Annotated in this window: 5 protein-coding genes; 3 read left to right on the top strand and 2 right to left on the bottom strand. The window is 67.5% G+C overall.

Annotated elements, in window-relative coordinates; genetic code table 11:
* Positions 1–51 precede the first annotated feature (51 nt).
* Positions 52–2,331, bottom strand: a complete 2,280-nt coding sequence (locus BM339_RS14285) for a hypothetical protein (RefSeq protein WP_075021123.1) — start codon at positions 2,329–2,331, stop codon at positions 52–54.
* A 212-nt stretch (positions 2,332–2,543) separates the two neighbouring features.
* Here BM339_RS14285 and mads6 point away from each other — a divergent pair, with 212 nt between their 5' ends.
* The 3 genes from mads6 to mads8 are packed head-to-tail and all read left to right on the top strand — an operon-like array spanning position 2,544 to position 13,709.
* Positions 2,544–6,653, top strand: coding sequence for a methylation-associated defense system protein kinase MAD6 (gene mads6, locus BM339_RS14280; RefSeq protein WP_075021122.1), 4,110 nt, complete (start codon positions 2,544–2,546; stop codon positions 6,651–6,653).
* Positions 6,634–8,340 carry a methylation-associated defense system protein MAD7 gene (gene mads7 / locus BM339_RS14275; protein ID WP_177287693.1) on the top strand — a complete coding sequence of 569 codons (1,707 nt, stop codon included), beginning with the start codon at positions 6,634–6,636 and terminating at the stop codon, positions 8,338–8,340. Before mads6 ends, mads7 begins: the two co-directional genes overlap by 20 nt.
* Positions 8,337–13,709 (top strand): methylation-associated defense system ATP-binding protein MAD8, encoded by a 5,373-nt coding sequence (gene mads8 / locus BM339_RS14270; protein WP_075021120.1) that lies wholly within the window; start codon positions 8,337–8,339, stop codon positions 13,707–13,709. Before mads7 ends, mads8 begins: the two co-directional genes overlap by 4 nt.
* On the opposite strand, the gene BM339_RS48645 is transcribed toward mads8, so the two are convergent.
* On the bottom strand, positions 13,706–13,930 hold the full coding sequence (locus BM339_RS48645) for a hypothetical protein (protein ID WP_143118408.1): 225 nt from the start codon (positions 13,928–13,930) through the stop codon (positions 13,706–13,708). The two genes, mads8 and BM339_RS48645, sit on opposite strands and share 4 nt — an antisense overlap.
* Between the last annotated feature and the right edge of the window lie 76 nt (positions 13,931–14,006).

Raw genomic sequence — 14,006 nt, 5'->3', positions numbered from 1 at the left:
CGCCGACCTGCGTGCTCCGTCATGGTCGCCTCCGGAGTCGCTTGTGCCGAATCATCGTTGCTCATCCGGTTCGGGGAATCGGACGACGTTCCCGCTGGCCGAAGTCCCCGGCTCTGCTGAGGTGAGTCTTCGCGCCTGTGCGGAGAGGTCGCGAGCGATTCCCTGCCAACGCCACGCCTGTCCACCATGCCAATCCGAGTATTTTCCAGGTCGCCATTTTCTCAGCGCTTCCAGTTCGGCGAGGATGGTCGCCGTCTCCTCGGCATCGGGCCGCGAGAACCCTGGTCTCAGCCGTTTCGCGACCGAATGAAGGCGATGAGCGGCGCGATAGTAGTCGAGTTGGATGTCTGTGAGCCTACGTACCGCGTACCCGCCGCATTTCGAGCACCAGTCGAAATCCTCGCGCCTGAGCAGGTCGGCTGCGGTCAGCAGGTCGTCGTTCTCGGTGACGTCTCTACCGTGCGCGTGAGAGCAGTAGGGCGAATGTCCCTTGCCCATGACTGCCGGATCGGCGTTGGTGGTGTAGATCTGCACGTCGGCCAGCACACCCAGCGGGGCCCCGATTCCGCCACCCCACATCTTGGTCTCGTCCTCTTGCTGAAACGGTCGCAGGTCGAGACCGTCCGCCGCGAGGAGAGCCTCCCACACCCCCATCGGAACGGTGCGGTGTCTGGGGTCGACGGAGCCGTTCAGGGTTCGCAGGTCATGGACATTCCGTGCCAGTGCGAGGCAGCGCAGGGTGCGCTCCCGCTCCCCATGACTGTAATGAGACGCACTGAGCATGGTCTGAAGCCATGCCTCGCCCGCCGCTGCCCCGAGATGCCGGGCGAAGTCGGGATCACGGGGCGACAGGTGGTGCTGGGGAGCCCACTCCCGTTCGGGATCTGCAGCGTCGTCGGCGGTGATTCGCTCCATCCACGGGGCGATCATCGATGCGGGCAGGTCCGATGCGCCCGCGATGAAGACTCCCCGCCATCCGGCCGCGCACCGCTCCTCGATGACGCTCACGGGCAGAACCTCGACGCCGTTCTCGACGGAGGCGACGATGGCGAGTTGATCGGTGGCGAGGCCGGCGGCCGCGCGCAGCGCTCGCAGATGCGCCGCCGTGATGGGCCGCCGCTCCACTACCGGCGTGTCGTCGAGGACTCCGGGGGTAAGCAATTCGTCGGTCGCCCGGATGTTCGGCGGGGCGGGCAGCCCGTCATCGCCGGGCTCGCAGACAAGAGTGGAGCCGCCCGCGAGCAACCGTTCGCCGATCACGGCCGGGACGCGCAGCAGCATGGTGCGCCGCCCCCAGTCCGCTTCCACGGTGTACGCGGCGAGCACCGCCAGATCCCAGTGAGTCACCGCTTCTTCGAAATCGCCGCGGAATCCTGATTCGGATGTTTCAGCCTCGGGAACCCGCGCCAGGATTGGCCACTCCGGATATTCGGGCTGCCTGTCGGCTTGGGATTGGGCCCGCGCCGCCCACTCGGTTATCAGTTCTGCTCCCCGTGCCAGTACCACCCGGAGTTGCTTGTATTTGCGCTGGATTCCCTCTTCGAGATCGTAGGTGAGAAGGGATTGTTGATCCGGCGTGAGCCAGTCCGCTGCGGCGCGCTCCTTCCAGCGTCGCCACAGTCTTTGTAGGCGGAACTGCACGGCCGCCGGGTCACCCAGAACGGTAAAGGCGGGGTCCTCGGCCGGAAGGTCCGGATCCGGAGCCTGGAAGACCGCGGTCGCCGCCAGGAGCGCCTCCGGACGGCAGAACCGTGCCGCCAGTACCCGCGACGCCTCGACGTATTCGCTCTTCCGAGCCAATCTGGTTCGCGCCCAGGGCTCCAGCCACGGGTACCGTCCGACAACGGCGAGGGCTTGATTGAGGCTCTCGGCGGCATTCGTCCACCGCTGGAAGACCGCTTGGCGGACGGTGCGAGCCTTCTCGAACTCCGGCCACCGGTCTTCGTCATCGTCCTCCCCGGGAGGACTATCGCCCTCGCATAGCAACAGTGCTGCCGCCGCTACCTCCTCCTCGGGCCAGTCCTCGTCGTCCGGTGCCGAGTGGGTATCGAGTTCGTAGGACAGCCCCATTCCTGTGACCGCTTGCAGGAAAATGTCCAAGGCGGTGCCCGGGCGCGCCCAGCGTCTCCAGACGGCGCACTGTCTGCACATGCGTCCGATGGTCTCGGCGTTCAGCGGAAGTGTCAGCGAGCGGACGTCCTTCGTTCGCAACGCTGAACACGATCGGTCGGCGTGCACGCGGGCGCTCTTGCCCTTGGCGGCATGGACGTTGATCAACGTGCCCTCGAACGGGCCCAAAGGAATGTCGGCGGGCAACGCGAAATCAGGCACGGCTCTCCCTCATCGGCGGCTCCGATGGGCGGAGTATCTCGAACTCACCGGGACGACCGCAGGCAAAGCGGAGGCCGGAATCGGTCTTCCCGGGACCCGGTGTGAGGCTTCTGCGGCGCTCTTGACCAATACGGTGGATGACCGCGGCCCGGCGTTGTTAGATGGGCTGCGACGCGGACGGCGAAGCGGCGGAAAGGCGGTCCGGTTAGGTCATGGCGGACATCGTCGGCGGGGGGCCACCGGTCAACGACGCCGAGCGCGCGGCCATCGCGCACCTGCGAGACCACGGGCCCGACGACTGGCTGGTACTGCACAACATCGAGATCCCGGTCCGCGGCGACATGTACGAGGTCGACCTGGTCGTGGTGATGCCCCATGCGGTCTGCGTCATCGACGTCAAGGGGACCAGGGGACGCGTTGAGGTGGCAGGGCGCAGGTGGTACCCGTCCAATCGCGGCTCCTTCCACTCTCCGGTGGCCAAGCTCCGCGACCACGCCAGGGCGCTGAAGGGTGAGCTCGCACGCCGGAACCCGGCCCTGAACCGCGTCTATGTTGACGCCTTGGTAGTCCTCACCGCCGAAGACGCGGTGCTGATCGACGCCAGTGACCGTCCGGACGCCGACGCCCACGACGTTGCGCGCCTCGACGATCTGATCACCGTGCTCGCCGACAGGTCGCGCGTGCGCAGCGGCTTCCCGCGCGACATCCGGCGCCATCGCCGGGCGATCCTCGAGTCGCTCAAGGGTGTCGTGCAGGTCCCGACCGGGCCGCAGCGGTTCGGGAACTGGGTGGTGCGGGAGCGGCTGGGGGTCACCGACGAGATCACCGAGTACCGCGCCGGGAACGCCACCGTCACCACCTCGCAGACGGTGCTGCTCAGGGTCTACAAGGCCGACCCCTTCCAGCCGGAGAGCGTCCGCCAGGCCGAGCGCATCGCCATTGCCAACGCCTACGAGGTGCTGGCGAAGATGCCGAGGCACGAGTGCGTGGTCGGGTGCCGCGACTTCTTCGCCACCGAGGACGAGAGCCAGTTCGTCCTCGTCCTCGACGACGTTCGCGGCGGCGCGTTGCGATTGCGGCTCGGCAACCCGCGGCTGGCCCTGGCGGTGGACGCCAGGTACCGGGTGATCGCTGACATCCTGCGCGGGCTCGCGCACGCGCACGCGCATCGTGTGATCCATCGTGCCCTGTCCCCGGCGTCCGTCCTGGTGGCCACAGGCGGGAAGGGGATGCTCACCGGATTCGACTACGCCCGTCCGGAGGACCCCAGAACGCACACTGTGGTCGACCGGCTCGCCGACGTCCTCGATCCCGCGTATGTGGCGCCCGAATGCCAGTCCCGGGCACGGGCGATGAGCCGGGCGTCGGACGTTTACGCGGCAGGCGTCATCGCCTATCAGTTGCTGGCCGGGGAGCTGCCTTTCGCCTCCACGTCCGATCAGTACGAGAAGCGGAGCGTGCTGCCCACCGAGCCCTTGGAGGCCGCCGGAGTCTCGGGACAGGTCGCCGAGTTGCTCAGGCGGATGTGTGCGCAGAATCCCGGTGCGCGTCCTTCGGCGGCCGAAGCGCTGCGAGCATTGGCCGGCGCGTCCCGTGCGACGTCAGGCCGCGGCACCGCCACGCACGCCGACTACCGGAACTTGCCCGAGGGACACCAGCTGACCCGCAAGTTCACGATCCAGCGCAGGCTGGGAAAGCCCGGCTCGTTCGGCGCCGCCTACCAGGTGTACGACAACCTCGCGGGCGCCGACCGGGTCGTGAAGATCGTGGACCGTGATCGCGAGTCGCTGGTGGAGCGGCTCAAGCACGAGTACCAGATCCTGCTCGGTCTGCGGCCGCACGACAACGTGATCAAAGTCGAGGGCGCCGACTACCTCGACGGCGGTGAGACCCCGTACCTGGTGTTCGAGTACGTCGAGGGGCAGGACGTCTCCGCGCTGGTCGAGGAGCATGCGCTCGGCCCCGCCGACGCGGTGAAGCTCGGCGTCGAGGTCGCCGGCGGCCTCGCGTTCCTGCACGGCAGCGGCATCTACCACTGCGACATCAAGCCCGGGAACCTGCTGTGGACCGACCGGGGCTGCAAGATCATCGATTTCAACGTGTCAGTGTCGGCGGAATCGAGCATGTCCAGGGCCGGTGGCACGGCGAAATATCTGCCGCCGGACATCGACACCCGCGTCCCGCCGACGGCCGCCGACCTCGTCGACCGCGACGTCTACGCGCTCGGCGTGACGCTCTACCAGGTGCTGACCGGCCGCTACCCGTTCGCCTCGGGCCGTCCGACGCTGGGTGAGCCGCCGGTGGACCCGCGGTCGATGAGCGGGCTGTCGGAACTGTCCGACACGCTTGTGGACACCGTGACCAAGGCGATCGGCCCGTTGCGCAGCTCGCGCTACCGCGACGCCGGTGAGTTCCTGGCCGCGCTGGAGGCGATCGGCGGCGAGGTGCACCGCCGCCCGCCGTCCACGCCGCCGCCCGAGCCCCGGCCGGTCATCGCGGAGCGCAACGTCAACCCGTTCGTCGCCCACCTGGCGACCCTCTACAGCCAGAGCACCAGCAGCAACGCCGGCACCAGGGGCAAGGACCCCCATGACCTCTATGTGGCGACCGCGCTGGACGCGAAGCTGATCCCGGACGTCCTCGCCGGCAAGTACCGCCTGGTCGTGATCACTGGGAACGCGGGAGACGGCAAGACCGCCTTCCTCGAGCACCTTGTCACCGCGGCGATGGAACGCGGTGCCACGGCCGGCGAGACGCGCGAGAACGGCGCCGACGTCCGCCTCCTGAACGGCCGGTGGCTGCGGACCAACCACGACGGCAGCCAGGACGAGGGCGACAAGGCCAATGACGACGTCCTGGCCGAGTTCTTCGCGCCGTTCGCGGACACTGCCGGGCAGGCGGGGGCCGCGAGCGCGGATGCCGAGGCGGCCCCGGAGACCCGGCTCATCGCCATCAACGAAGGCCGGCTCGTCGACTTCCTGACCTCTCACAAGGAACGGTTCGCGTTCCTTGAGGCCGCCGTCCGGGCCGGTTCGGAGGACGGTCCACCGGCCGACGGGATCGCCGTCGTCAACCTGAACCGCCGCAGCATCGTGGCAGGTTCCGACGAGTTGGACGGGCCCATCTTCGACCGGATGCTGGCCAGGATGACCCACGACCGTTTCTGGGAGGCCTGCGAGTCCTGCGATCTGGTGCGGTCCTGCTATGTTCCGCACAACGTGCGGACGCTGGCCCATCCCAGCGCGGGGCCGAAGGTCGTCAGGCGGCTCCGGGAGTTGTACACGCTCGCGCACCTGCGCGGGCGCATGCACATCACACTGCGCGATCTGCGTTCGGCGCTGGCGTTCACCCTGACGTCCGGCAAGGACTGCGCGCAGATCCACGGGCTGTACGACAGGAACACCGGCGGAGCCGTCGAAGAGATCCTCTCCGGGTTCTACTTCAACGCCTGGCTGGGACGGCCCGGCACCCGCGACCGGTTGCTGGCCTTCCTCCAGGAGATCGACGTCGCCGTGCCCCCGGCACCCGCGCTGGACCGCCGGTTCGCCCATATCGGACCGGGCGCCGGACAGGCGATGATGACCATCGACCAGCGCGGCGAGTACGACCTGTCGCTGCTGCGCGCGCTCTTCGAGAGGGTGGCGGGCGCTGGCTCCACACCGCGTGACGCGTCCGGAGCCCTCGCGCTGTACCAGGCGTCAGTACGGCGCCGGTTCTACTTCGAGGGCCTGGACGACAAGCGGGCACGGGCCATGACCCCCTTCAAGTCGGCCGAGCGCCTCCTGTCGGTACTGGCCCGCCCTGAGCAGGCCGCCGAACGCATGCCGGAGCTGATCCATGCCATCAACCGGGGCGAGGGCCTGCCCGATCCCCGGCGGCTCGGTGACACGCTCGCGCTCCAGGTCCGCCAGGTGCCCGGCGGCACGATCCGGAGCTACCGGCTCTTCCCGATCGAATCACTGTCGCTCTCCGCCTCCGGCGGCGACGCGTCCCCCTACCTCGAACAGGAACCCGACGGGTTGGTGCTCACCTATCACGGCGTCGGAGGCCAGACGGCCCGGTTGCGCATCCAGCTCGACCTCTTCGAACTGCTGGACAGGCTGCACGACGGCTACCTACCGGGAATCGCCGAGCAGCAGGGGCACTATCTGGGGCTCACCATCTTCAAGAACGAGCTTTCGGCGGCGCCCTACCAGGAGATCGTCCTCGCCGCCGGGTCTCGGGACCTGCACCGCGTCCGCCGCGAGCCCGGCGGCAGGCTCGTCATGGAGCCGCTCGCGAGCGAGAGGAGGGCGGGCAGCGATGACACTGAGCCGCGGTGACAAGGAGTTCCGCCATCCAGGAGTGAGCTACCTGGACTACAAGCAGCTGGAAATGGACCGGGTGCTGACCGCCTTCCTGCCCCGGCTGTGGTGGGGCGGGAAATCCAGCATCCTCTCCCGGACCGCCGACCTCGACGTCGAGGACTTCACGGAGACATTCCGGGAGCACCCGGAATCGTTCGTCGGCTTCGAGACCGACACCACCCGCAGGTGGCTGGAAACCCACCTGTTGGACATCGTGAACCGGGGAAAGCCGACTCAGGCGGTCGCCGGGCTGCGGCCGTTGCACGGGTTCACCTACCGATTCAGGAATGCGCGCCGATCCCGTGCCTATGGCGCCGACGAACAGCTCTACGAGATGATCCACCACGCCTCGGATCCGCGGCGCGGTACCCGGACGCTGGAGCATCTGAAGAACTTCTTCTTCGACGGCATGGACCAGCGCACCGAGATACCGCGGCCCGACGCCGACATCGATGTGGAAACCCAGGCACTGATCAGTCTCTCCGAGGCGGTGAAGCGCGACATCACCGACCGCGCCGCCAGTGGCAAGGACCGCCGTTCGCATCCTCCCCTCTACCCGGAGGCATCCGACGTCCTGGTGGACGACGTGCTCCGGCTGCTGTTCCACCGGGACCTGATCCCACGCTCGGTCCTGGTCGACCATCTCAAGATCCTCTTCGCCTTCCATCTCGCGCTCTACCACCTGCGGATCCTCAAGCTGCTGCCCGCGCTCGTCGGCGGTGAGCCGGGCCATTTCGGGCGGCGCGGGGGGTCGTCCTCCTACAGCGATCGGACCCGGCCCAACGGAGGGTTTTTCCTGGACGTGGCAGGGATCCCGGGCACATCGGCGGCGCGGCTGGCCGAGCGCAGCGCCGCCGTGTGGTTCGGGCGCATACCCGATTTCATCGAGGCGACGTTCACGGTGAAGCGGCTCGACGACCTGGCGCGGCACTTGGTGCGGCGTGGCGCCCTGCGCATGCCGGACCGCGGGTTCTTCCTCGTCGGCGAACTCCTCCGGTTGCTCGGGCCAGAGCACCGGGAGGAGCGCGACAGGTTCGCCGGCGGACGCCTGGCAGTGATCGAAGGGACGCGCACGAGCGATGCCGACACCGATCGGGAGATCGAGCAGATCCTCCAGCTCGGGCTTGACGACTTCACGGCCTACATCCAGATCATCACGGCCTACCGGGTCGGCTTCCACCGCAAATACCTCACCGGCTGCCTGGACTCCCTGCTGCTGAAGAAACGGCCCGGGGCACTGATCGCTCAACCGCGCGGGGGAGACCGGCGGTTCGTCCTGGACAGCCGACTCCTGGAAGTGCTGCTCCAGCTGTCCCTGCTCAAGCAGGGAGACGACGGGGAGTACTACACCGCCGCGTTGCGTGTGGACGAATTCCTCGACATCCTCCGCGAGCGCTACGGGTTGTACATCGACCGGCTGCCCGCCGGTGACGGCTTCGCCCGGTCGACCATCGACCAGCAGGCCGCGTTCCGCGCCAACGTCGGGGCGTTCACGGCCCGGCTGAGAGAGATCGGTTTCTACTCGGACCTGTCCGACGCCTATCTGACACAGACGATCACGCCGCGTTACACGGTCGGCGGGCCAGACCGTCCTCCAGCCCCCGCCCACCGCCATTCAACGGACGAGCTCCGCTCGGCGGAGCGTTCGGGGGGGAGAGCATGAGCACCGGACTTCACGAGCTGCGCGAACAGGATCTGGAGACGGCTCTGGAACGGGTGCTGGCGCCCCGGCTGTCGCGATACCTGCTTGAACGCGGCCCAGGCCATTGCATGCGCGTCACCGATGTCGGCCCCTCCCTGGCGGCCCGGCTGTGCCGGCGCGTACGCGGCGCCACCGGCGAAGACGGCCAGGTCTACGTGCTGGGTTCCGCTGTTCCCTCCGATGTGGCCGTGACGAGCACCAAGCTGGTGGAGCTGCGCAACCCGGACGCGCATGGCCGGCAACGCCCCCCGCTGCTGGTCTTCGTCACGCCGCGGACGCACGCCAGCGCCGAGGACTCCTTCGGCGTGGCCACCTTCGAGGACGTGCCGCTCGGTGACGTCTACGCCGAACTCGCCGCGCGGCTTCACGCCGAACTTCCCGAGACCCTCCGGTACTTGGTCGAGGAGGTGTTCGAGGTCGTCGAAGAACAGGCGTGGGCCTATGCGGAGGACTACGCCCGCTGCCGTTTTCTGCTGACGATCCAGCTCAACGACAACGACCCCCTGGCCGCAGGAGCAGCCGTCTTCGAACTGGGTCTCGTGCCCGACTTCGACCTGTTCCGCGACCCCGCGCAGGTCAAGACCCGCACAGGGATGAACATCCGGCAGGCCCGGGTGTTGGGGAACACCGAACGGCCCGAGCGTCAGCGGGTGATCGAACTTGGCCTGACCGATACCGCGTTCCGTGCGCGTTTGGCCGACTTCCTGGCGCGGACGGGGCTCGAAGACCCACGCGCCTGGACGCGACAGATCGTGGTCGACAAGGCGAACTGGAACCTCGCTTTTCATCGCTGGCCCCTGCGCGAGGAACGGATCACCGAGGCATTGCGCATCACCATCGGTGAGCTGCAACTGCCCAAGGCCGGCGACTCGGCCGATCACACCGGACATCACGTCCTGAAGAACATCACCGGACAGCCGTTCCTGCACGGTGGACGACACGGTCTGACCCAGCTCGCGATCACCTTCCAGGTGGAACCCGACCCGCGGCGGGTGGCCGGCCTCGCCAAGTTCGTCGTCCACCTGCTCTCGGAGGATTCCGGGCCCACCGGCGTGACCGCGACCGTCCGGCTCGGTAAGACCGCGAAGAACACCTACAAGGCGACACTCAAGAAGCTCCGAGCCGCCGAGCTGGAGCAGGGCTGGCACTTCATTCGGGTCACGCCGCAGGACGACGAAGGCGTCCCGCTTCCGGTGCGGACCGCCTGGGGGGACGGTGCCGACGACTCCGGTCCCGGCAACGAGAGCGACCGGTTCATGGTCATCGCCGATGACGATTTCGACGAGCCGCCGCCCAGGCAGCGCGTCGTCCGGGAGGTCGGTGTCAGTCAGGCTCTCCGCAGGCTGGAATTCAAAGCGCTCGAAGACTCCCGCGAATGGCGCGGCCTCCGAGCCAAGAGCGTTTCGTGGAAGAGCGGCGAGGGTGCGGGACGGTACGTTCTGCACGCCACGTTCGGGGGGCACGGATCCGCCGATATCCCGCTCGCTCCCACGCTCTTGGACGTGCAGCGGCGAGTCCTCGCCGAGCCCGGCCGTCTCCGCCGCTGGCGGATTCCGGTCAAGGTCGACCATGCCGGTGACGCCTTCCCTGAAGACCTGCGGATTCACGACGGGACCGACGCCGCCGTGGACGCGTTCATCACCGCACGCCAGGCGGTGCTCACGGCCGTGGCGGGTGATGACGGCCTGGTGGTCGAGGGCCGGGAACTCCTGGACTTGCGCAGCGAGATACAGCGCTACGCCGAGGCCTATGGCGAGCTGGTCTCCTGGCAGCTCCGCCGTGCGGAACGTGCCGCCGAAGACCGGCAGAGCGGACTGCTCCGGGAACTCGCCGCCCTGCTCCAGATCGACACCGTCGAGGTCGGCTTCACGAATCAGGACGGAGACCGGCAGGATGTCGTGCTGGTCGGCCCCACCCATCCGCTCCGGTTGCTGTGGCTGGTGACCTGGTCGGAACTCGGTCACCGATGGCTGGAAAACGCTAGGGAGAACACGGCCCCGGTGATCGCCGCGGCCGGGCGCACGCTGGAGGACCTGACCCCGCTCGGCTTTCCACTCGCGGTTCCCTTGCCGGATGGGTCACTGACCATCGCCGCCGGCGATCTCAACCCGTACTGGGGAGTGTGCCTCCCCACCGGAGCCGTCGATCCCCAAGGGCTCCTGTCGATGCTCTCCTCGGCGCTGCGCCTGCCGGGCGGGTGGACCGCAGGGCAGGCCGTCTCCGGTCGGGTGCTCGCCGACCGGGTCGAACGGTACCTGCGCCTGCATCCCTATGTCAGGACGCTGGTGATCAGCGCGGTGAACGCCGGCCGAGCCGACCATCTCGCGGAGATGCTGCTCGAACTGCAACGGCGCAAAGACCTGGCGGACGTCAGCTATGACATCCGCCTCTTCGCGCCCGATGCCCAGGCCGCCGGCAATGGAGAGGCGCTCGCCGAACTCCTGCGGGGCGAGGGGGAATCGGCAGCCGGTGCCGAGGTCTTCCACACCCGTACGTCCACGGGGATCGTTCCGAAGCTCGCGGTGGCCGTCCGGCCGCTGCCCGAGTTCCGTGCGGCGACCAGCGAGCATCCTGCCCACATCACCATGCTCTTCGACGCTCTGAGCGGGGAGAGCTTCAACGCCGCTCCCCGCGGCGATCTCCGGATGGCCCCCGTTCACGGCCTTGTTCAGGACGTCTCCACGATGTATGTGGAGGACGAGGAGGCCGTCACCTGGCACAAGCAGCCGCAGCATGGCCCGGCCCAGCCGATCACAGGCGCCGAGGAGTTCTCCGACCTGCTGTCCGCCCTGCCCGCGACGCTCTCTTCGGCGGCCGCGGCGGTGGCCACCGGTCAAGTGGGCACCGACATGGTGCCACGCGTCACGCTCAACCTGGACGCGCACGACGGGGCCCTCCTCCACCAGGCGCACCGAAGCAGCGACTGGGTGATCACCGTCGACCGTACGATGGGCCTGGAGTACTTCGACAGCCCGGGCAGCGAACGCCGGCCCGATTACGTCATCGACTTCGATGTGGAGGGCGCCGAGGGCCTGGGCCACCACCTGGTCGTGAGCTCGCGATCGGTCGGCGAGCTCCGCGCGCTGCTCGCACCGGCGTGCGCGCAGCACGGCTTCAGCGTGGACGCACGGCACACCGGGACGTTCTTCGACCAGCTGCGGCTGCTCTCGGGACGGCTGGCCTTCAAACTGGCCTCGGCGACGCCTACCGAACGGACCGAGGTCCTGGGGCTCGCGCTGGCCCGGCTCTTCCTCGACTACCAGGGTGTTCTGGCCGATCAGATCCTCGTGCCGCTCGACGCGCATCTCGGGCTGTACCGGGAATCACGCAAGCGCGCCGATGAGGTCGCCGAGGCGGTCAGCCTGAAACGCACCGACCTCGCTCTGCTGAGCCTGGACGCACGGCGCCGAACCATCACCTGCCGCCTCGTCGAGGTCAAGTGCTACAGCACCCTGTCCGGGCTCGCGGCCTACGAGCAGCTCAAGAGCAGAATGATCGAGCAACTCGACGGCAGCCAGACCGTGCTGGCGGAGCACTTCGACCCGCACCGCGAGAATCCCGACCGTCCGGATCGCGCGGTGCGCAATGCCGAACTCGGCGCCATGCTGCGCTTCTACGTCGGTCGAGCGGTCCGGCACCGCACGATGCGACCGGACGCCGCGGCCGAGGCCCGATGGCTCCTTGACCGGCTCGACGCCGGATACAGGCTGGACTTCACCCGTACCGGGCTGATCTTCGACCTTTCCGGGAGGGGCACTAGTTCGGAGTTCGAAGCCGGAGTCGAGTTCCACCGGATCGGCCGGAATCTCGCGGAGGAACTACTGGATTCCGTCCCCAAAGACCCGGTCCTGCCCACTACAGAGACCACATTGAGCGGCCTCGACCTGACGATGCCACGGCTATCCGACGCGGCGTTCCGCGCCCCCGCCCGCGATCATGCAACACCCGAGGAACCGATCCGCATCGATTCTGTTGATCTCGCCGAAGAAGCGGTCCCCGAATCGGGGTCGCCGGAACCCGGCGTTGCGGGATCCGAACCCATCGCGGCGGAGGCAGACCCTCCACCGAGCGCCGAAATCGAGCCGGTTCCCGGTCCGGTACCAGTCGGCCTGGAGGATGCACCCGCTGGTCAGGGGGAGATCCCGGACGTCTTCCTGGGGACCAGCGGGCCGTCTCCTCAATATGGTGTGCTCGGTGAGGCCGCGGGGCGTCGGATCGCGCTGGACCTCAACGAGACGCATACGATCAGCCTCTTCGGCGTCCAAGGCGGCGGCAAGAGCTACACGCTCGGGTCGATCATCGAGGCGGCGTCGCTGTCGGCACCTCCGGTGAACCGGCTTCCGAGCCCGCTCGCCACGATCGTGTTCCACTACAGCCCGACGCTTGACTACGCACCCGAGTTCACGAGCATGCTCGCCGCCAATGACGATCCAGAGCAGACGCGCATCCTCGGAGACACGTACGGCGGCCGTCCCGCAGCCCTCACCGACGTCGTAATGCTGGTCCCCGGAGACCAGCTGGACCAGCGTCGCGCAGAGCACCCCGGCATCCGAGTACTGCCCTTGAAGTTCGGTTCGGCCGAACTCCGCGCAGAGCATTGGCGCTTCCTGATGGGCGCGATCGGGAACCAGTCCACGTACATTCGGCAACTGCAACGGATCATGAAGGCGCACCGCCGGGACCTGCGCCTGGACCTCATCCGGGCCGGTGTCGAGCAATCCAGCCTGTCGGACAACCTGAAACAGCTCGCGCAGCAGCGACTCGACCTGGCCGCCGACTACATCGACGATGGCGCCCGGGTGAAGCCGCTCGTGCGGCCGGGCCGCATGATCATCGTCGACTTGCGAGACGAATACATCGAGAAGGACGAGGCCCTCGGCCTTTTCGTCGTTCTTATGCAGCTGTTCGCCGAGGCCGGGGGTGACAGTGAACGCTTCAACAAGCTTGTCGTTTTCGACGAGGCGCACAAGTACATTGAGAGCCCAGATCTAGTGGCCGGCCTGGTCGAGAGTGTCCGGGAGATGCGGCACAAGGGGATGAGCGTGTTGGTCGCCAGCCAGGATCCGCCATCGGTGCCGATCTCCTTGATCGAGCTGTCCAATCACATCATCCTGCACAAGTTCACGTCGCCTGCCTGGTTGAAACACTTGCAAAAGGCTAATGCATCACTTGCTGATCTGACGCCCGCGAGAATGGCCAATCTCGGTCCTGGCGAAGCCTATGTTTGGTCTAGCAAGGCAAGCGATGTCGCTTTTACGCGCAGCGCTGGAAAAATGCGACTACGACCACGAGTAACAAAGCACGGCGGTGACACGAAGACGGCCACCTAGAACGTGACGCGTGCCCCCGGCGGCGATGTGCCGCAGAAAAACTTGGTGACCGTCCGCGATAGCCCACCGCCGATGCAGTTGATTCGAGGATGGCTCTTATCTTCGGCTGCCCTGAGCGGTGCTCTCATGTACGCAGGCTCTCCAAGTTTCGAGATCGCCTGCTTTGCAGCCACAGGGGTGGCGTTGAGCAGGATGCTTTGTCCGATGGTGGCGTCGCTCACCCTCGGTTGTGTCGTTGGCGAAGGTGAGATGCATGCTGGAGGCTTGCGACGAGGGAGGTGGTAATGGTGAGATTTG

The sequence above is a fragment of the Actinomadura madurae genome, assembly GCF_900115095.1.
Classification (GTDB): Bacteria; Actinomycetota; Actinomycetes; order Streptosporangiales; family Streptosporangiaceae; genus Spirillospora; species Spirillospora madurae.
This window is presented reverse-complemented; position numbering and strand designations above follow the sequence as displayed.